We start from the raw sequence: 18072 nt of genomic DNA, 5'->3' as shown, positions 1-18072 counted from the left end.
CAACGCGCGCGCGATCAGGAGCAGCGTTTCCAGCCCGATCCGCGTACCGCTTTGCCCGGGGTCGCGCCGGTCGGGTCGCCGCCGCGCAGCACCGCGGTACCGTTGACGAACACATCACGCACGCCGGTCGCATATTGGTGCGGATTTTCGAAGGTCGCGCGGTCGGCAACGGTCGCGGGATCGAAGATCACGACATCGCCGAAATAGCCCGGACGCAGCGCACCGCGATCCTGAAGGTTGAGGTTGCCCGCGGGGAGCGAGGTCAGCCGCCGCACCGCCTCTTCGAGCGGGATCAGCTTTTCGTCGCGAACATAGCGGCCGAGCAGGCGCGCGAAATTGCCGTAGGTGCGCGGGTGGGCGCCCGATTTCAGGAACACGCCTTCGGCTGCCTGCGACGCGGCATCCGAGCCGAAGCTCATCCAGGGAAGCTGGACCTGGCGCCGGACATTGTCTTCGGACATCAGGAAATAGACGGTTCCGACGCGCGAGCCATCCTCGACGACGAGGTCCATTGCGGTTTCTTCGGGTGATTTTCCGCGCATCGCCGCCACTTCGGCCAGCGTCTTGCCGGTGAGCGGCTTGAGCGCGTCATTCTTGAAGCCGGTCAGGATCATCTTGTCGGCACCCGCGCCGATGTAGAGATTTTCCCAGTCGCTGCCCGGCTTTTTCATTTCGGCCGCGACGCGGGCGCGGATCGCCGGATCCTTCAGCCGCTCGATCCACGCTTCCAGTCCGCCCGCCTGAACCCAGGTCGGCATGGCGGCGTCGAGCCCGGTGGCGCCCGCGGTATAGGTGTACATGTCGGCGGTGATCCGTGTTCCCGCGGCGCGCGCCGCCTCGATCTTGGCGACGACGGGCGCGAATTTGTCCCAGTTCGCGCGGCCCGCCATCTTGAGATGATAGATTTCGGCGGGTGCGCCGGACCGGCGCGCGATGGCGATCAGTTCGTCGACCGCTTCCTCCAGCCGGTCGCCCTCCGAGCGCATATGGCTGATATACATGCCGCCGCAGCGCGCCGCCTCGCTGGTCAGCGCGACGAGTTCGTCGGTCTCGGCATAGGAGCCGGGGGCGTAGATCAGCGAGCTGCCGACCCCCAGCGCGCCTTCGTCCATCGCCTGACGGACGAGCGCGCGCATCCGCGCGAGCTGTTCGGGGGTGGGGTCGACATCGCCTTCGCCCAGTTCGTGCACGCGCACTGTCGCCGCGCCGACGAAACTCGCGACATTGGGCGCAATGCCGCGCTTTTCGAGATAGGCGAAATAATCGCCCAGCGTCGTCCAGCTGATGTCATATTTGATATCGCCCTGACGCTCGGTCTCCTGCGCCTTCATCGTCGCGTTGAACGGGCCCATCGACCAGCCTTCGCCCATCACTTCGAGCGTCACGCCCTGGCGGATGTCGCTGAGGCTGCGTGGGTCGGCGATCAGCGATTCGGTCGCCCAGCTCAGCATGTTGATGAAGCCCGGCGCGACGGCCATGCCCTTTGCGTCGATTTCGGTCCGGCCGCTGCCCGCGACGGTGCCGACCGCGACGATACGGTCGCCCTTCAGCGCGATATCGCCAGCGACGGGGGCGGCGCCCGAACCGTCGTAGATAGTGCCGCCGCGGATGACGACGTCATAGGCAGGGGCCGCGCCGCGCGCGCCGGCCGAGGCCGAAAGGAGCAGCGAGCTGGCGAGCAGCGCCGCGACGAAAGGCGAGCGCCTATGCATGGAGGCTCATCAGCGAATCCATGAGCCCTTCGTCGGCGCTCGAGCAGACGCCGAGGACCAGCGCCTCGTCGCAGCCGTCGGCAACGACATAGGCATGGCCCATCGACGAATCGATATAGATGCCCTGACCCGCGTCGAGGACCACGGGATCATAGAATTCGCTGTGCACTTCGATCCGCCCTTCGATGACATAGATGAACTCCTCGCCCTGGTGGTGGACGAGCTCGCCGAATTCGCTCGCACTGCGCGCGCGGATGCGCGTGATGATCGGGATCATGCGCTTTTGCCGCAGGTCGGTGCAGAGATAATGATAGTCGTAATTGTCGGTGGTGACGCGAACCGCGGTGTCGATCGTGCCGACGCTGCGCCGGCCGGTAACGCGCGGCGCGCTGTCCTCCGCATCCTCGGCAAACAGGTCGGACATGCGGATATTGAGCCGCTGGCTGAGCTGTTGCAGCTTGTCGTAGCTGAGCGTCAGCCGGTCATGTTCGACCTTCGACAGCGTCGATACCGGAATGCCCGAGCGCGCGCTCATTTCCTTGAGCGTCCAGCCGTTTCGGGTGCGAATTCCCCGCATGACCTCGCCGAGCGTCGGGGGATTCGATCGGGATGTCATCGGGTCGGTCCATTCCTCATTTGACAATTTTCCAATCAGGATCATTATGTCCGCATTGGGTCACTTATTGCTGACCCTTGGTAAGGCGTCTCGCGGCTCGCTGCAAGCATGTCGCGCGGCGCGCCGGATAAGGGGGATAAAGCGATGCGTTTCCTTCGCAAGCTGATGATAGGATTGGGAGTGCTGGCGGCCGTCCCGCTGGCCGCGCAGGGGCCGGTGCAGCAGATCGCCGCCAAGCCGGCGGAGCAGGCGCCGGCCGTGCCGCCGCCACCTGCGGGCGCAGCCAAGCTCGACGCCGCCGATGTCGAGGCGTGGCTCGACGGTTTCATGCCCTATGCGCTCGCGCGCGGCGAGGTCGCCGGTGCGGTTGTCGTCGTGGTGCGCGGCGGCGGCACGGTGCTGCAGAAGGGCTATGGCTTTGCCGATGTCGCGTCGCGCAAGCCCGTTGATCCCGCGACGACGCTGTTCCGCCCCGGTTCGGTGTCCAAGCTATTTACCTGGACCGCCGTGATGCAGCTTGTCGAAGCCGGCAAGCTCGATCTCGACAAGGATGTGAACACCTATCTCGATTTCAAGATTCCGCCCTTCGAGGGCAAGCCGGTGACGCTGCGCAATATCATGACGCACACCGCGGGCTTTGAAGAATCGATCCGCTATCTGATCAGCAGCGATCCCAAGGCGGTGATGCCGCTGAAGGATTATGCGCGCGAAGCGCTGCCCGCGCGGGTGTTTGCGCCGGGAAGCACGCCCGCCTATTCCAACTATGCGACCGCGCTGGCGGGATACATCGTTCAGCGCACCAGCGGCGAATCGTTCGATGATTATATCGACCGGCACATCTTTGCGCCGCTGGGCATGAAATATGCGAGCTTCCGCCAGCCGCTGCCGGCCGCGCTCGCGCCCTTCATGTCGAGCGGCTACCGCGTGATGACCGACAAGGCGAAGCCCTTCGAAATCGTCGTGCCGGCGCCCGCGGGCAGCCTGTCGGCGTCGGGCGGCGACATGGGCAAGTTCATGATGGCTCATCTGAACAACGGCGGCGTGCTGTTGAAGCCCGAGACGGCGAAGCTGATGCACGATTACAAGGCGCCCGGCGTCGGCCCGCTCAACAGCATGGCGCTCGGCTTCTACGAACAATGGGTCAACGGGCATCGCGCTATCGCGCACGGCGGCGATACCGAATGGTTCCACAGCTATCTGTGGCTGTTCCCCGATTCGGACATCGGCCTGTTCGTGTCGATGAACAGCCCCGGCAAGGAAGGCGCGGCGGGCGCGATCCGCAGCGCGCTGTTCCACCAGTTCGCCGACCGCTATCTGCCCGGCACGCCCAAGCCCGGACAGGTCGACGAAAAGACCGCGCGCGACCATGCCGCGATGCTGGCCGGCCATTATGTGTCGAGCCGCGGCTCCTTCACCAATTTCATGAGCCTGTTCGGCCTGCTCGGCCAGGCGCAGATCGTGGTCGGAACCGACGGCAAGATCGCGATGCCCGCGCTCGACGGGCTGAGCGCGGGACCGCGCGACTGGGTCGAGGTCGAACCCTTTGTGTGGCGCGACACGGGCACCGGCGAACGGCTCGCTGCCGAGGTCAAGGACGGACGCGTCGTGCGCCTGAGCCTTGATGCTGCATCGCCGTTCATGGTCTTCTGGCCCGCCCCGGCGGGCGAAAATGTCGCCTGGCTGAACCCGGCGCTGATCGCGGCGCTGCTGCTCGTGCTGCTCGCGGCGCTCGCATGGCCGGTGCGCGCGCTGGTTCGCCGCAATTATGGCGCGGCCTTTGCGCTCGAAGGTCCGGCGCGGCGCGCGTGGCGGCTGTCGCGGCTGTTCGCGTGGCTCGTCATCGCGGCGGTCGCCGGATGGGCGATGTTCATCGCCACCTTCTCGGGCGATATCGGCAGCGTCGGCGGTCCGCTCGACTGGCTGATCATCCTGCTGCGCGTGCTGACGCCGATCGCCAGTCTTGGCCTGCTGGCGACGAGTGCTTGGCACCTGTGGCTGTGCATCAAGGACAAGCGCCGCTGGACGATGAAGCTGGGGGCGGTGCTGTTGCTGCTGTCGGCGCTGGTGCTCGTCTGGGTGACGCTGCACTTCCACCTCTATGGCTTCGGCATGGTCTACTGATGACGGCCGATGTCATGACCGGACTGACGCTCGACCTTCGGGTCGAGCGTTTTCCCTATCACCAGCCGTTCCGCATCGCGGGCCATGAGTTCACCGAGACCGCGCTGCTCGTCGCCACCCTGTCCGACGGCCGCTTTGAGGGCCGCGGCGAGGGGGCGGGGGTCTATTACCTCGGCGACGATATCGACCATATGCTCGCCGAAGCGACGCGGGTGCGGCCCGCGATCGAAGGTGGCGCGACGCGCGCGAATCTGCAGCACCTGATGCCCCCCGGCGGCGCGCGCAACGCGATCGACTGCGCCTTCTGGGATATCGAGGCCCGGCGCGCGGGCAAGCCCGTCTGGGAACTGGCCGGGCTCGACCCGCCGCGCGCGCTGCGCTCGACGCTGACGCTCGGCGCCGACAGCCCCGAAGAGATGGCGGCCGCCGCGCTGGCGATCGACCCGCACGCGCCGGTGAAGGTGAAGCTGACGGGCGAGGTCGACCTTGATGCGGCGCGCATCGCCGCGATCCGCGCGGCGCGGCCGCATGCGTGGATCGGCGTCGATGCCAATCAGGGTTATGACCGCGCCACGCTGGGCGATCTGTTGCCGCTGCTCGTCGCGCACCGCATTGCGCAGCTCGAACAGCCGCTGCGGCGCGGGCGCGAGGCCGACCTCGACGGTGTCAAGCGGCCCTTGCCCTTCGTTGCCGACGAAAGCGCGCTGTCGCTCGCCGACACCGCATCGCTCGTCGGGCGCTTCGACGTCGTCAATATCAAGCTCGACAAGTGCGGCGGGCTGACCGAGGGGCTGGCGATCGCGCGGCAGGCGCGGCGGCTGGGGCTCGACGTGATGGTGGGCAATATGATGGGCACCAGCCTGTCGATGGCGCCATCCTACCTCGTGGGGCAGCTCTGCGACATCGTCGACCTCGACGGACCGACCTTCCTCGCGCGCGACCGCGAGCCCGGCGTCACCTATCGCGACGGCATGATCCATTGTCCGCCGAGCCTGTGGGGTGGCGGCTGATATAATTTTCCTGTCCTAAATGGGTTGACAATTTTCTGATTAGGACAATAGTCTTGAAAATGAAATTTTCTTGAGGTGGAGGGTGGAATGACCGCGTCATTCCCGGCGACGCGCCGCGCCTTTGTGGCGGGCGCGGTCGGGACAGCCTTGTCTGCGACGATCGCAGCGCCGATGATCGGGCGCGGTGCCTATGCCTTCGCGGCGGCGCCGGCGCGCAGCTATTCGAAGCGCGCGGTCGATCTGGTTGCCGCCTCGCTGGTGATCGACATGCTCGCGCCGCTCAAGATCACGATGGCCCCCGATTATATCGCGCACCGCCTCAGCGATGCCGAGGCGGCGGAGTTTCGGGCGAGCGGCATCACCGGCTTTCACAACAGCTTCGGCCTTGGCGGTCCCGATGCGCGGGCGCAGGCGATGGAATATATGGCGGGGTGGCAGGGCTTCGTCGGGCGCAACGGCCATGTCTTTTCGCTCGTGGACACCGTCGATGACCTCGACAGCGCAAAGGCGATGCGCAAATGCGCGGTCATCATGGGCATCCAGAATGCCGACCAGTTCGACAGCGTCGAGGATGTCGCGGTATTTCGCCGGCTGGGCCTGCGCTGCGCGCAACTGACCTACAACAGCCAGAACCGCATCGGGTCGGGCAGCACCGACCGGGTCGACGGCGGGGTCAGCGACTATGGCGCCGCGATCATCGACGCGATGGAACAGGCGAAGATGCTGATCGACGTATCGCATTGCGGCGACCGCACCACGCTCGACGCGATCGCGCTCGCCAAGGGGCCGATCGCGATTACCCACAGCAATGCGCGCGCGCTGGTCGATCATCCGCGGGTCAAGACCGACGAGGCGATCAAGGCGCTCGCCGCCAAGGGCGGGGTCATGGGGATCACCGGGGTACGGATGTTCGTCCGCGCGAGCGACCCCACCAACGTCGGCCATATGGCCGATCATATCGACCATGTCGCCAAGCTGGTCGGGATCGAGCATGTCGGTATCGGCTCCGACGCCGACCTCAACGGCTATGACGACATGGCGCCGGAGGAATATGCGGCGCTGAAGGCAAGCTACAAGGATAGCTATGCCTTTCGCGACAAGATCGACATCGACGGTTTCGACCACCCGCTCAAGGTCTTCGACCTGACCGAGGAACTGATCCGTCGCGGCTATTCGGACGATAACATCCGCGCGGTGCTTGGGGGCAATTTCCGCCGCCTGCTCGCGCAAGTGTGGGGGTAAGGCGATGAAACAGGGTCTTTGGATTGCAAGCAGCATCGCGGCGCTCGCGGTGGCGATGCCGGTGCAGGCGCAGGAAGCGGGCGGCGCGGAATATAGCGGCGAGATCGTCGTCACCGCTCAGAAGCGCGTGCAGAATGTGCAGGACGTGCCGATTTCGATCAGCGTCGTCGGCGGTGAGGATATTCAGCAGCAGGGTTCGGCCTCGCTCGTCGATTATGCCGGCTATGTTCCCGGCATGAATGTGAGCAACGGCGGCACGCCGGGGCAGACGACGATCACGCTGCGCGGCGTCGCACCGCTCAGTTCGGCGCAGACGGTCGGCATCTACCTCGACGATGCGCCGGTCGGATCGAGCGCGATCTACAATCGCTCGGGCGCCTTCACCATCGACCTGATGCCCTATGACCTCGACCGCGTCGAAGTGCTGAAGGGGCCGCAGGGTACCCTGTATGGCGCGAGTTCGATCGGCGGCCTTGTCAAATATGTCACGGTGCAGCCCGACACGCATGAATTCCGCGTTCGCGCCGGGCTCGAGGGCTTTTCGATCAAGGGTGCAGGCGGTCTCGGCTGGGGCGCGCAAACCTATGTCAATGTCCCGATCGCGCAGGACACGCTGGCGATCAGCGGCAGTTTCGCTTGGCGCAAGAGCCCGGGCTGGGTCGACAGCGTCAACAATGCCGGGCTGACCGATCAGAATGATTTCGAACAGCGCGGCGGCCGCGCGGCGCTGCTGTGGCAACCGACGCCGCAATTGAGCGTCAAGCTGGCGGGCATCTGGCAGTCGCTCAATTCGGACGGCAATGGCCTCTATGCCGCAGACCTTGCGGGCAACCGGCTCGGCAACGGCCATTCGTTCAACAATTATGTCCCCGAATCCTATGATATCTCGCTCGATTATTATTCGGCGACGATCGATTATGATTTCGGCGCGGCAACGCTGACCTCTGCGACCACCTACAGCAAGACTAAGAGCCGTCAGGTGCAGGATGCGAGCTATGCCTTCGGCGTGCTCTTTCCGCTGTTGACCGATGGCGCGGTCGATCCCGGCATCACGCCCTTTTACCTCGACCTCGGGCTCAAGAAATGGACACAGGAAGTCCGGCTGACCTCGCCAAGCGGCGGGCGGTTCGAATGGATGATCGGCGGCTTTTTCACCGACGAGAAGACGAGCAACGCGCAGCTTGTGCGGTCCTATGACATGAGCGGCGATCCTATCGCCGGGCTCGATCCGCTGGCGATCGTCGGGTTGCCCGCGACCTACAAGGAATATGCGATCTTCGGCAATGCGACGCTGAAACTCGCGGAACAGTTCGACGTGACGGGCGGGCTGCGCTGGGCGCGCAACAAGCAGACGTTCCGCCAGATCAGTTCGGGCGCGATCGTGCCCCAGGCCGACGATCCGGGAAGCTCGGCAGAGAGCGTCTGGACCTTTTCGGTCAGCCCGCAATTTCACATCAACAAGGATGCGATGCTCTATGGCCGCGTCGCCACCGGCTATCGTCCGGGCGGCCCGAACGTCATCGTTCCCAATGTGCCGCCGACGGTTTCCGCCGACCGCATGACCAACTATGAGGTCGGGCTGAAGGCCGATCTGGCCGATCGGATGGTAACGGTCGACGTTGCCGCTTTCTGGATGGACTGGACGGACATTCAGGTCGTCCGCTCGTTCGGCGGGGTCAATGGCGGCGCCAACGGCGGCAAGGCAACGAGCAAGGGTTTCGAAGGTAGCATCGCCTTTCGCCCCGCGCCCGGCCTGACGATCAGCGCGACCGGCAGCTACACCGACGCCTCGCTGAGCGAGGATGTCCCCGAAATCAGCGGGGCGAAGGGCGACCGTTTGCCCGCGGTGCCGAAGTTCAGCGGCGCGCTGCGCGCCGACTACGACTTTGCGCTGGGCGGCAACGCCAAGGGCAGCTTCGGCGCCGGCATCCGCCACGCGAGCAGCCGCCTGTCGCTGGTCGAAAGCGATCCGCTGACCGCGCGCGCCGAGCCCTATACCTCGGTCGATCTGAATGCGTCGGTGACGTGGGACGGCCATTGGACGCTGCGCGCCTATGCGCGTAACCTGTTCGACAACAAGGGCGAGATGGCGCGCTCGACGATGGCGGACGGGTTGAACCAGCCGAGCTTCCTGTCGATCTCGCCGTTGCAGCCGCGCACAATCGGCGTCGCGATCGACATGGCCTTTTGAACGAAAGCGGAGTGACAGCTATGAACGCGCCGACGGGCCGGCTGGACAGCCAGCTCACCCTCCCGCAGCCCTATCTGCTCTTCCTGGGCGACACGACCGAGGCGGGCTATGCCAAGACCGCCTTTGGCCTTGCCGACTGGGCCGCCGACCGCTGCGTCGGCGAATGGGGGATCGGCGGCTGCACCGTCACCACCGGCCTGTCGCGCCTGTCGCCGGCCGAGGCGCGGGCGGCGGGCGCGCGTTCGCTGGTCATCGGCGTCGCCAATCAGGGGGGCATCATCGGCGACAGCTGGGTCGCGGTGCTCGTCGAGGCGATGGAGGCGGGGCTCGACATCGTGAGCGGGCTTCACGTCCGGCTGACAAGCATTCCCGCGCTCGCCGATGCGGCGCGGCGCACCGGCCAGCGGCTGATCGACGTTCGCACCCCGCCGCCTTCGATTCCGATCGGCAACGGCCGCAAACGCAGCGGCAAGCGGCTGCTGACCGTCGGCACCGATTGTGCCTTGGGCAAGAAATATACCGCGCTGGCGCTGCACCGGGCCTTTGCCGAGCGCGGGATCGACGCCGATTTCCGTGCCACCGGGCAGACGGGGATCATGATCGCGGGCGGCGGCATGCCGATGGATGCGGTGGTGTCGGATTTCGAAGCGGGCGCCGCCGAAATGCTGAGCCCCGACGCGCCTGCCGATCACTGGGATCTGATCGAGGGGCAGGGGTCGATCTTCAACCCTGCCTATGCCGCGGTATCGCTCGGCCTGCTCCACGGCAGCCAGCCCGACGTGTTCGTCGTCTGCCACGATCCGACGCGCACGGTGATCCTGGGCATGGAAAGCTTTGCCCTGCCGAGCATCGAGGAGGTGATCGACCTGACGATCCGGCTCGGCAGTCGGACCAATACTGCGATCCGCTGCGGCGGCGTCAGCCTCAACACCTCGAGCTATGATGCCGATGCGGCCGCGGCGCTGATGGCGGCGGAGGCGGCGCGGCTGGGCCTGCCGGTCGCCGATCCGATCCGCGGCGGCGCGGCGTTCGCGGCGCTCGTCGAAAACTGTCTCGCGTGATGGTGGGCGAGGCGGGCAGCGGAGGGAGCTGGTTTCAGCGCTTTCTGCTGCCCGGTTTCGCACTGAAGGCGGTCATCATCGGCGGGGGCTATGCGACGGGCCGCGAACTGGCCGAATATTTCGTGCCGGCCGGACCGTGGGGCGGGCTCGCCGGGATGCTGCTCGCGACGCTGATCTGGAGCGTCGTCGCGGCGCTGACCTTCGCGCTCGCGCGGCAATTGCACGCCTATGACTATCGCAGCTTCTTCCAGCAATTGCTCGGTCCCGGCTGGGTGCTGTTCGAGGCGGCCTATCTTATCTTCGTCGTGCTGATCCTGGCGGTGTTCGGCGCCGCGGCCGGTGCGATCGGGGCGGCGACCTTCGGCTGGCCCGAACTGATGGGAGCGGTCGTGCTGGCCGCCGCGATCCTGTTCGCGACCGCGTTCGGCGAAGCGGGGGTCGAGCGCCTGTTCAAATATGCCTCGATGCTGATCTATGCGGTCTATGCGCTGTTCCTCTTCTTTGCGCTGACCCGCTTTGGCGACCGTATCGGCGCGGGTTTCGCCGCGGCCGGACCGCCGACGGACGGATGGATGGCGGGCGGCATCACCTATGCGAGCTATAACATCGTCGGGGCGGTCGTCGTGCTGCCGGTGCTGCGCCACCTGACGAGCCGCCGCGACGCGCTGATCGCGGGCGCGATCGCCGGGCCGCTGACCATGCTGCCCGCGATCCTGTTCTTCGTGGCGATGATGGCCTTTTATCCCGGCATCGGCAAAGAGACGCTGCCCTCCGACTTTCTTTTGCGGCAGATGGCGGTGCCGGGCTTTCATCTGCTGTTCCAGCTGATGATCTTCACCGCGCTGCTCGAAAGCGGGGTGGGGGCGATCCATGCGATCAACGAACGGATCGCGGGCGCGTTCGAGGCGCGCGGTCGCGCGGCGCCCGGTACCGCGGGGCGCACGCTGATCGGCGCGGCGATCCTGGCGGGTTGCATGTTCGTCGCGGCGCGCGTCGGCCTCGTCGACCTGATCGCGAGCGGATACCGCATCCTCGCCTGGCTGTTCCTGGCCGTTTACGTCGTCCCGCTGCTGGGGATCGGCACCTATCGCCTCGTCAAGCGGGGCCCCTCGTCCATGCAGGAGGTTCGTCCATGAAATCCGCGCGTCTGCTGGCGGCATCGCTGATGCTCGCCCTTTCGGTGCCCGCCTGGGCCGAGCCGCCCGCCGACATCGGCGACAGCGTCGAGGCGCTGCGCCAGAAGATCGGCGCGGTCGGCGTGTCGATCGCGATCGTCGAGGACGGCCGGACGACGCTGGCGCGCGGCTGGGGCGTGCGAAAGCTGGGCGAGAGCGCGCCGGTCGACGCCGAAACCATCTTTCAGACGGGATCGACCGGCAAGGCGATGACCGCCGCCGCGCTGGCGGTGCTCGTCGATCAGGGCAAGATCGCGTGGGACGATCCGGTTATCAAGCATATGCCGTGGTTCCGCATGTACGACCCGTGGGTCACGCGCGAGATCACGATCCGCGACCTGCTCGTCCACCGGAGCGGACTGGGGCTGGGGCAGGGCGACCTGATGTTCGTGCCGCGCACCTATCTGACGCGCAAGCAGACGGTCGAGCGCGTCGCCTTTCTCAAGCCCAAGACGAGTTTCCGCTCGGCCTATGCCTACGACAATATCCTCTATGCCGTTGCCGGGCAGTTGATCGAGGAGGTTACGGGCCAGCGCTGGGAGGATTTCATCCGCGAGCATGTGCTGCGCGCCGGCGGCATGAAGAATGCGACGAGCGACAGCGAGGATCGCTTCCGTATCCCCAATCGCTCGTGGCCGCATGCGCGCCTGTCGGGGGCGCTGCGCGGGCTGGGCCCGCAGCAGGCGCTCGACGAGCGCGACGAGTTGGGTCGCAACGGGGCGCCGGCGGGCGGACTGGCGCTGAGCGCCGACGATATGGCGGCGTGGCTGAAGATCCAGCTTGCGCATGGCGCGCTGCCTGGCGGCGGACGGCTGTTCAGCGAGGAACAGGCGAAGCAGATGTGGACCCCGGTGACGCCGATGCCGATCACCGAACTGCCCGACAGCCTGAAACCCGCGCAGCCGATGCAGCAGGCCTATGCGCTCGGCTGGCAGGTGCAGGATTATCGCGGCCACCGCATCATCCAGCACAGCGGCGGCGTGTTCGGTTCGATCACGCGCGTCGTGATGATCCCCGACAAGAATGTCGGCTTCGCGATCATGATGAACAGCGAGGACAGCGGGATGATCCTGGGGCTGACCTACGAACTGCTCGACCATTATCTGGATCAGCCCGATTATGGCTGGACGACGAAATGGCAGGACTGGTTCGAAGCGCGGCTGGCCGGCGGCGTCGAATTTCTGAAGCAGGCAAAGGCATCGCCGGCGAAGGTCGGTCCGTCGCTGAAGCCTGCGGGCTATGCGGGGCGCTATCGCGATCCGTGGTACGGCGATGTCGTGATCGCCGACGGCGCGAAGGGGCTGACGATCGACTTCACCTCGACCCCGCGCATGGCGGGGCGGCTCAAGCATTGGCAATATGACAGCTTCGTCACCGAATTCGACGATCCCGCGATCGAACCCGCCTATGTGACCTTCGCGCTCGACGCCGACGGCAAGGTGACCGGCGTGACGATGAAGCCCGTCAGCATGATCGCCGATTTCAGCTGGGACTATCAGGATCTCGACCTCAAGCCCGTGGAGGACAAGAAGTGAAGCGCATTGCCATTCTGCTCGCCGCCACCGCGCTATCCGCCTGTTCGGCGGCGGTCGACAAGCCGCAAGCGGCGCCGCCGCCGCTGCACAGCCGGATGCTGGTGCTCGACACCCATCTCGACACGCCGCTTCATTTCGAGCGGCGGGGATGGAACTTCGCCGACCGGCACGATCTGGCGACCGACCTGTCGCAGCTCGATATTCCAAGGATGCGCGACGGCAATCTCGATGGCGGCTTCTTTGCCATCTACACCGAACAGGGGCCGCTGACCGCGGCGGGCTATGCCGCCGCGCTTGCCCATGCGCGCAAACGCTCCGACCTGATCGACAAGATGATCGCCGACAACAGCGGCGTCATCGGCGCCGCGCGCACCGCCGACGATGCGCGGCGGCTGAACAAGGAAGGCAAGCTCGTCGCCTTCAAGTCGATGGAGAACAGCTATCCGCTCGGCGAGGATCTGTCGCTGTTGCAGGAGTTCTATGACAAGGGCGTGCGGCTGGCGGGGCCGGTCCATTCGGCGAACAATGAATTTGCCGACAGCGCGACCGACAAGCCGCGCTGGAACGGACTGAGTCCGCTCGGCAAGCAATGGGTGGCCGAAATGAACCGGCTGGGTATCGTGATCGACGCGAGCCATTCGTCGGACGCGACCTTTGACCAGATCCTGCAATTGTCGAAATATCCGATCCTGCTGTCGCATTCGAGCCTGCGGTCGGCGCACGACCATCCGCGCAACCTCGACGAAGGGCGCCTGCGCAAGCTGGCCGAAAAGGGCGGCGCGATGTGCATTTCGACGATCTTCATGTCCGAGATGAACATGTCGCCGGCGCGCGCCAAGCTGTTCGGCGAATATGAACATATCGGCGAGATGACGCCCGAAGCGCAGGCGGAACTGACGCGCCAGTGGCGCGAACTCGACAAGACCGAGGCGATGTGGGCCGCGGATTTCGAGGATTATATGAAGATGGTGCTGCGCGCGATCGAGGTCGGCGGCGTCGATCATATTTGCTTCGGCGCCGACTGGGACGGCGGCGGCGGCCTGAAAGGCATTGAGGATATTTCGGCGCTGCCGAAAGTCACCGAACGGCTGAAAGCCGCGGGCTATTCGGACGCCGACATCGAAAAAATGTGGAGCGGCAACACCCTGCGCGTCGTCGCAGCGCAGGGGAAATAGCCTATTCGGCGGGCACGCCGTCGGACATCGCGACATCGGTAACGGCGAAGAGCGCGCCGAGTTTCGATGCGATGACGGCCGCCGCACCATCGTCGAGGCCGGGCACGTCGATCCGCAGCCGCATCGCGCCGTCGCCGGTCTGCATGGCAACCGCCGCGGGGACGAGGCCGCGCTGCCCGAAGAAGCCGGTGATGCGAGGAAGCGACTGCGGATCGGCGAGCGCGGCGATGCGAAAGCGGTGCATTCAGGCGGCCGCGCGCTGTGCCCCGGCCGCGATGACCTCCTCGGCCATCTCGTCGGCGACGACGGCGGGCGAGCGTCCTTCCTGCGCGGCGCGGTCGAGGAGTGCGGTCACGCGCGGCGCGATCTGCGCCACGCGCGCCGCAACCTCGGCTTCGTCTTCGCCCAGATATTCGGCCGACACGCTGATGATGCCGCCCGCATTGGCGACATAATCGGGGACATAGGCGATGCCGCGCGCCATCAACAGATCGGCGACCGCCGGTTCGGCGAGTTGGTTGTTCGCGGCGCCGCACACCAGCCGCGCCTTCAGCCCGCCGACGCTTTCGGCATTGAGGGCGCCGCCGAGGGCGCAGGGGGCAAGGATGTCGGCTTCGACCCGAAGGATGTCGTCGACATGGACGACCTCTGCCCCGTGGATTGCCGCGAGCCGGTCGCGCCGCGCCGGGTTCGGATCGGCAATGACGAGCCGCGCCCCGGCGTCGGCGAGGCGGCGGCAGAGGTCGGCGCCGACATTGCCCGTACCCTGCACCGCGACGGTCAGGCCGGTGAGGTCGCTGCCCAGCCTGTGGGCTGCCGCTGCCTGCATCGCCTCGAAGACGCCGCGCGCGGTCCACGGCGAGGGATCGCCGCCCGCGCGGCCGCCTGCAGGGGGCAGGCCGGCGACGTGGCGCGTGACGCCTGCGATATCCTGCATGTCGGCGACGGTGGTGCCGACATCCTCGGCGGTCACGTAGAGCCCGCCGAGCGCCTCGACCGCGCGGCCGAAGGCGCGGAAGAGCGCGGTGCGGTCGAACGAGCCGGCGGGGCGGCGCAGCACAGCCTTGGCACCGCCGAAGGGCAGGCCGGCGAGCGCATTCTTGTAGCTCATCCCCTCGGCCAGCCGCAGCGCATCGGCGAGCGCGCCATCGACATCGTCATAGTGCCACAGGCGGCAACCGCCCGCGCCCGGCCCGAGCGCGGTCGAGTGAATTGCGATCACGCCGTCGAGGCCGGCGGCGGCATCGAACAGGCGGACACATTCGACCGGCGGGGTCATGCGGGTGGGGCGGCTGACCATCATGGGGCTCCTTGAAATGATTGGCGGAAATGACTGGCGTAAATTCGATGCGCCTTATCGCATCATGGCGCCGGACAAACTTGTTCGCATTTTCGCCCACATTGGCGATTTTGGGGATTTTGAAACCGGAGATTTATGGATATGGGAAATGAATGACCGACCTTGATCCGTTCGAGATAAAAATCCTTCGCGAATTGCAGCGCGACGCGAGCCAGACGACCGCCGAGATCGCCGATCGCGTCGGACTGTCGGTATCGCCCTGCTGGCGGCGTATCGACCGGCTGGAGCGCGAGGGATTTATCCGGAAACGCGTCGCGATCGTCGACCGGCGCAAGGTCGGACTGAACGCGCATGTCTTTGCGCAAGTGAAGCTCAACGCGCACGGCCGGGCCAACCTTGATGAATTCAGCGCGACGATCCGCGGCTTTCCCGAAGTGCTCGACGCCTATGTGCTGATGGGGACGACCGATTTCATGCTGCGGATCGTCGCGCGCGACATCGACGCCTATGAACGCTTCTTCTTCGATCAGCTCAGCAAGCTGCCCGGCGTGCAGGAAATCAATTCGACGGTCGCGCTGTCCGAGATCAAGTCGACGACCGAACTGCCGCTATAGGCTCAGCGCCAGAAGGGGGCGGCATCGCGGAGCGCGCGAAAGGCGGTGCGCGCTTCGCCGAGCAGGCGATCACGATCGCCGGTGGCGAAAAGTGCGACCGCTTCGGGATCTGCATCGAGCGACAGGCTGCGCAGCAATTGGGGCGCGGTGGCGATGTCGTTGAGCGCACCGAGCCGGTCCTGCAGCGCTTCGGTGAGTTTGGCATGGTCGCGCAGCGCCGCAGACTGCCCGTCGTCGGCAAACAGCGGCGCGAAGAAATCGGCGGTGTAGCGCAGCTTCTTGACCGTCTTGCGCAGGCGGTGCCGGGCCGCATCGTCGAGGCGCGCGAAGTGGCGCCCGCGCTTGCGGACCTTCCGGTGTAGCCGGTCCAGTGCCTCGGCCGCGAAGCCGCGCACCGGACGCGCGCACGGCGCCGCGGCTTCATCAACTGTGCGCCAGTCGCCGATGGTGAGCCATTCGACGAGATCGAGCATCAGATGGCGTGTGCGCGGGGCGAGCAGCGCGGCGGTGGCGCGCGCATAGGCGGCTTCGCGCGCGGGACGCAGCCGGTCGGCGAGCGCCCCCGGCCCGGCGCGCGTGGCAAGGACGTCGAGATCGCGCGCGGCGCCCAATTCGCCGGCAAGCCAGCGCAGCTCGTCGTCCCAGCGCGCGGCAGCGGAGGGCGGAAACAGCGGCGCGTGAACCGCGAGGGCCGAGCGCAGCCGTCGCAGCGCGACGCGCGCCTGATGCAGCGCGCCGGGATCGCCGCGCTCGATCACCGTCGCGGCGTTGAGGCGGAACTGGCGCAGGCAGGCGCGGGCGATGGCGCAAAACGCCTCCGCCGCCGTGATCCCGGCCCCCAGCGCCACCGGCCGGGCCTTTTCGGCGGGAGCCGGCGGCGCGAGCAGCCGGTAGCCGCGGTCGGCCTTGCTGAGTATAGCGATGTGCACCGGGGTCGCTGCATCGATCCGACGGGCGAGGGCGAATAGCGCGGGGATTGCGCTGCCCTTTGCCTCGAGCTCGATCTCGTCGATCGGGGTTTCGGCGTCGGGGGTGGCGACGCGGGCGTGATCGAGTGCGACCTCGATCCCGCCGAGATCCCAGAGCATCCGTTCGTTTTCGATCGTAAAGACGGGACCGAGCTTCGCCGCGTGCGCGCCCAGCGTCGCCGCGACGGGGGTGCGATCGTCGAGCACTGGGATGTCGCCCTCCACCGCAAATTCCCATTCGGCGCGCGCGAAGAGTCCCGCGGCCGCGGCGCGCGCCTTCACCGTCTGGACGCGCTTCGTGCCGCTCGTGCGGATGCGCAGCGAAAAGCCTGCGGCGGCGAGCGCGCGGTCGGGAGTGTCGAAATAGACGGCGTGCTGGGCGATGATCGTCGGCGGCGCGCCGAACAGCGCCGGCCAATCGACCGTGCTGCGCGCGTCCGGCGCGAGTTCGAGCTTGAGCTCGACCTCTTCGCTCGACTTGCCGCCCATCCCTTGCCCCTCTTGCGATCGCCGCCGACCGGCGCCGCTGCTTAGCGCCTTCGCGTCCGGATTGCCATCGCTCGCTGGTGCAGCCCGGACTTGCAGGGGGATGAACGGCGGGGCCGTTTTGCGACATTTTGCGACACTATTTCGACGATGCGGCAATGCTGTGGGACAAATGGAACCTAGAAGGGCGTCATCGGGACCGAAGGCTCTCCCCCCTTTCATGCGGTCCCTTGGACAGGAGTTTGTGACGTGAAAAAGAAGATGACCCTTTTGACGCTGGGCGCTGCGCTGATCGCGGTGCCGGTGCTGGCCGCCCCCGGCGGCGACCGCAACATGGGCGACGCCAACAATGACGGCGTGCTGACCCGCGCCGAGGCCGAAGCGCACGCCAAGGCGATGTTCGTCAAGCTCGACGTCAACAAGGACGGCAAGCTCGACCAGGCCGATCGCGCCGCACGCCATGCCGGAAAGCGCGCCCAGATGTTCGACCGGCTCGACGCCAACAAGGATGGCAGCATCAGCAAGGCCGAATGGGACCAGGCCGATGCCGCGCGCCAAGCGAAGCGCGCCGAATGGAAAGCCAAGCGCGGCGAACGCGCCGGTGCCCCGGGCAACGGCGCTGAGCGACACGCGATGCGCGGCCATCACGGCGGCAAACGCGGCGGACATGGCGGTCCGGGCGGCTGGATGAAGGCCGATGCCAATGGCGACAAGGCGATCAGCCAGGCCGAATTCGTCGCCGGTGCGCTGGCGCGCTTCGACCGGATGGATGCCAACAAGGATGGCAAGGTGACGGCCGAAGAACGGCAGGCCATGCGCCAGACGATGCGCGACAAGCGCGGTGCGCCGCCGGCGCCGCCCGCCGG

At 66.6% G+C, this 18072-nt stretch carries 16 protein-coding genes; 11 read left to right on the top strand and 5 right to left on the bottom strand.

Going from position 1 to position 18072, the window contains the following annotated elements; translation table 11 throughout:
* Positions 1 to 14 precede the first annotated feature (14 nt).
* Both ATE59_RS16130 and ATE59_RS16125 read right to left on the bottom strand, forming a co-directional pair.
* Positions 15 to 1712 carry an N-acyl-D-amino-acid deacylase family protein gene (locus tag ATE59_RS16130; protein WP_058813312.1) on the bottom strand — a complete coding sequence of 566 codons (1698 nt, stop codon included), beginning with the start codon at positions 1710 to 1712 and terminating at the stop codon, positions 15 to 17.
* Positions 1705 to 2328 carry a helix-turn-helix domain-containing protein gene (locus ATE59_RS16125; RefSeq protein ID WP_058813341.1) on the bottom strand — a complete coding sequence of 208 codons (624 nt, stop codon included), beginning with the start codon at positions 2326 to 2328 and terminating at the stop codon, positions 1705 to 1707. The genes ATE59_RS16130 and ATE59_RS16125 overlap by 8 nt, the downstream gene beginning before the upstream one ends.
* Before the next feature lie 144 nt (positions 2329 to 2472).
* On the opposite strand from ATE59_RS16125, the gene ATE59_RS16120 reads away from it, so the two are divergent.
* The 8 genes from ATE59_RS16120 (at position 2473) to ATE59_RS16085 (ending at position 13838) form a co-directional block, all read left to right on the top strand.
* Positions 2473 to 4449: a serine hydrolase domain-containing protein gene (locus ATE59_RS16120; protein WP_058813340.1), complete on the top strand. Its 1977-nt coding sequence runs from the start codon at positions 2473 to 2475 to the stop codon at positions 4447 to 4449.
* Positions 4449 to 5459: a dipeptide epimerase gene (locus ATE59_RS16115; RefSeq protein ID WP_058813311.1), complete on the top strand. Its 1011-nt coding sequence runs from the start codon at positions 4449 to 4451 to the stop codon at positions 5457 to 5459. Before ATE59_RS16120 ends, ATE59_RS16115 begins: the two co-directional genes overlap by 1 nt.
* Before the next feature lie 87 nt (positions 5460 to 5546).
* Positions 5547 to 6701 carry a dipeptidase gene (locus tag ATE59_RS16110; protein WP_058813310.1) on the top strand — a complete coding sequence of 385 codons (1155 nt, stop codon included), beginning with the start codon at positions 5547 to 5549 and terminating at the stop codon, positions 6699 to 6701.
* A gap of 4 nt (positions 6702 to 6705) precedes the next feature.
* Positions 6706 to 8892 carry a TonB-dependent receptor gene (locus ATE59_RS16105; protein ID WP_058813309.1) on the top strand — a complete coding sequence of 729 codons (2187 nt, stop codon included), beginning with the start codon at positions 6706 to 6708 and terminating at the stop codon, positions 8890 to 8892.
* A 20-nt stretch (positions 8893 to 8912) separates the two neighbouring features.
* Entirely contained in the window at positions 8913 to 9953 is a 1041-nt protein-coding gene (locus ATE59_RS16100) for a DUF1611 domain-containing protein (protein WP_058813308.1), read from the top strand.
* The gene (locus tag ATE59_RS16095) at positions 9953 to 11089 is read left to right on the top strand and encodes a YkvI family membrane protein (RefSeq protein WP_058813307.1); all 1137 of its coding nucleotides are present in this window, start codon (positions 9953 to 9955) and stop codon (positions 11087 to 11089) included. Before ATE59_RS16100 ends, ATE59_RS16095 begins: the two co-directional genes overlap by 1 nt.
* A complete protein-coding gene (locus ATE59_RS16090; RefSeq protein ID WP_058813306.1) occupies positions 11086 to 12663 on the top strand; it encodes a serine hydrolase in 1578 nt (525 codons plus the stop codon). Before ATE59_RS16095 ends, ATE59_RS16090 begins: the two co-directional genes overlap by 4 nt.
* Positions 12660 to 13838, top strand: a complete 1179-nt coding sequence (locus ATE59_RS16085) for a membrane dipeptidase (protein WP_058813305.1) — start codon at positions 12660 to 12662, stop codon at positions 13836 to 13838. The genes ATE59_RS16090 and ATE59_RS16085 overlap by 4 nt, the downstream gene beginning before the upstream one ends.
* A 1-nt stretch (position 13839) precedes the next feature.
* Here ATE59_RS16085 and ATE59_RS16080 read toward each other — a convergent pair whose 3' ends face one another.
* Positions 13840 to 14082 (bottom strand): hypothetical protein, encoded by a 243-nt coding sequence (locus ATE59_RS16080; RefSeq protein WP_058813304.1) that lies wholly within the window; start codon positions 14080 to 14082, stop codon positions 13840 to 13842.
* The gene (locus tag ATE59_RS16075; protein WP_058813339.1) at positions 14083 to 15138 is read right to left on the bottom strand and encodes a Leu/Phe/Val dehydrogenase; all 1056 of its coding nucleotides are present in this window, start codon (positions 15136 to 15138) and stop codon (positions 14083 to 14085) included. It lies immediately after the preceding gene.
* Position 15139: 1 nt separating this feature from the next.
* On the opposite strand from ATE59_RS16075, the gene ATE59_RS17915 reads away from it, so the two are divergent.
* Both ATE59_RS17915 and ATE59_RS16070 read left to right on the top strand, forming a co-directional pair.
* Positions 15140 to 15304 (top strand): hypothetical protein, encoded by a 165-nt coding sequence (locus ATE59_RS17915; protein WP_156416822.1) that lies wholly within the window; start codon positions 15140 to 15142, stop codon positions 15302 to 15304.
* The gene (locus tag ATE59_RS16070; RefSeq protein ID WP_058813303.1) at positions 15291 to 15752 is read left to right on the top strand and encodes an Lrp/AsnC family transcriptional regulator; all 462 of its coding nucleotides are present in this window, start codon (positions 15291 to 15293) and stop codon (positions 15750 to 15752) included. Before ATE59_RS17915 ends, ATE59_RS16070 begins: the two co-directional genes overlap by 14 nt.
* A 2-nt stretch (positions 15753 to 15754) precedes the next feature.
* Here ATE59_RS16070 and ATE59_RS16065 read toward each other — a convergent pair whose 3' ends face one another.
* Positions 15755 to 17209 carry a CYTH and CHAD domain-containing protein gene (locus ATE59_RS16065; RefSeq protein WP_058813302.1) on the bottom strand — a complete coding sequence of 485 codons (1455 nt, stop codon included), beginning with the start codon at positions 17207 to 17209 and terminating at the stop codon, positions 15755 to 15757.
* 246 nt (positions 17210 to 17455) lie between these two features.
* On the opposite strand from ATE59_RS16065, the gene ATE59_RS16060 reads away from it, so the two are divergent.
* Positions 17456 to 18072 (top strand): hypothetical protein (locus tag ATE59_RS16060; RefSeq protein WP_058813301.1); only part of this gene is annotated, 617 nt, incomplete at its 3' end.

Source organism: Sphingopyxis sp. A083, from assembly GCF_001468495.1.
GTDB classification, from domain to species: domain Bacteria; phylum Pseudomonadota; class Alphaproteobacteria; order Sphingomonadales; family Sphingomonadaceae; genus Sphingopyxis; species Sphingopyxis terrae.
The sequence above is the reverse complement of the archived record's forward strand: the minus strand, read 5'-3'. Positions and strand labels throughout refer to the sequence as shown.